This window comes from Yeosuana aromativorans, from assembly GCF_014646655.1.
In the GTDB taxonomy this organism is placed as follows: Bacteria; Bacteroidota; Bacteroidia; order Flavobacteriales; family Flavobacteriaceae; genus Yeosuana; species Yeosuana aromativorans.
On sequence record NZ_BMNR01000019.1, the window covers coordinates 1 to 1,325 of the forward strand.

Below are 1,325 nucleotides of genomic sequence, written 5' to 3' on the forward strand. Positions count from 1 at the left end.
GAGTTCAGTCCGTTATTTTTCCTTTCGTTTTTGCACGAAATACTGATTAAAATCAGAACGAAAATTGATATGTAATTCAGTTTTTTCAGCATTATGTACAACGTATGTATATAGTTACCAAGGTAACTATATTTCTATTGTAGCAACTAAGATAGTAAATCTTTTACATTCATGAATGTGTTTGTTGCCACATGTGTGTAAATTTCAGTGGTCTTGGTAGAGCTGTGCCCTAGCAACATCTGGATATGGCGAAGATCCGTTCCGTCCTCCAACAAATGTGTCGCAAAACTGTGCCGCAACATATGGGGGCTCACCCTTTCTTTGATCCCGGCCCTTTCACCGGCCATGGACACAATTTTCAACACGCTTGAGGCGCTGTACCTTTCACCTGGAACCGGGCCTTCAAACAAATATTCCTTTGGCCTATGTGCCCTGTAATATGTTCTGAGGTCTTCCAAAACACTTTTGCTCAAGACCGTCAGCCTGTCCTTGTTGTTCTTGGCCTGCCTGACCTTGACCAACATCCTTTTGCCGTCAATGTCAACGGGCTTGAGGTCCAACAGTTCGCTGCGCCTCAGACCTGAACTGTACAAAAGACTGACTATACATCTATGCTTGATGTTGTTCGTGCTGTCTATCATGGCGAGCACCTCCTCCTTGGAAAGTACCTTTGGCAGCTTATGTTCCTTTCTTGGCCTCTCGATCGCATAGAACCTATTGGGCATGCCCAGTACTACCTCATAATAGAACTTTATGGCATTGATGGCCTGGTTGATGTAAGAGTTGGAGCGCCTTTCCTGTACTAGCCTTTGCAGGTAGTCCCTGATGTCATTTTCATCCAATTCAACTAAATCCACATCCTTGTAATGGTTTATGAAGGACTCGAAACATGCCACATAGTTTTTAACGGTGCTGTTGGCGTATTTCTTGAGTTCCAGTTTTTTGAGGTAATCCTCCGGGCATGTCCTATAGCCTTCCTTGTGCTTACGGGTCCTGAACCATTGAACGTCAATCGTCCCCGCCGTATCCTTCAGCGGCCTGTCCCGGAAGAAATAGTTGCCGTTGACCCAAACCGTGCCCTTAAGCTTTTTAAAGATCGCTTTCAGGTTCGGTTCACTGTTGGGCACATAGTGCATGTTGAACCGATCGCTCCATTCCAGCTCAGGCAATGTGCTGACCAGAGCCTGGGTGACCTTGTCAGCGTGGTATTGGAGCCCAATGCACTTCTTGTTTCCGATCAGCAGGTGCTTTAGTGTAATCGATCGTTCCATGGGTGTTTTTTTCCGTTTCAAAACAATGTTAATGAAATAATATGTTATATTCGT

Annotated in this window: 1 protein-coding gene; it reads right to left on the bottom strand. The window is 44.9% G+C overall.

Annotation, left to right across the window (positions count from 1 at the left end; genetic code table 11):
• Positions 1-146: 146 nt before the first annotated feature.
• Positions 147-1,271 (bottom strand): site-specific tyrosine recombinase/integron integrase, encoded by a 1,125-nt coding sequence (gene xerA, locus IEW94_RS16745; protein WP_188655231.1) that lies wholly within the window; start codon positions 1,269-1,271, stop codon positions 147-149.
• Positions 1,272-1,325: the final 54 nt, after the last annotated feature.

What these genes read in the sequence shown, in the direction of transcription:
- xerA (WP_188655231.1), bottom strand. Translation starts at nt 1,271, where the DNA reads ATGGAACGATCGATTACACTAAAGCACCTGCTGATCGGAAACAAGAAG.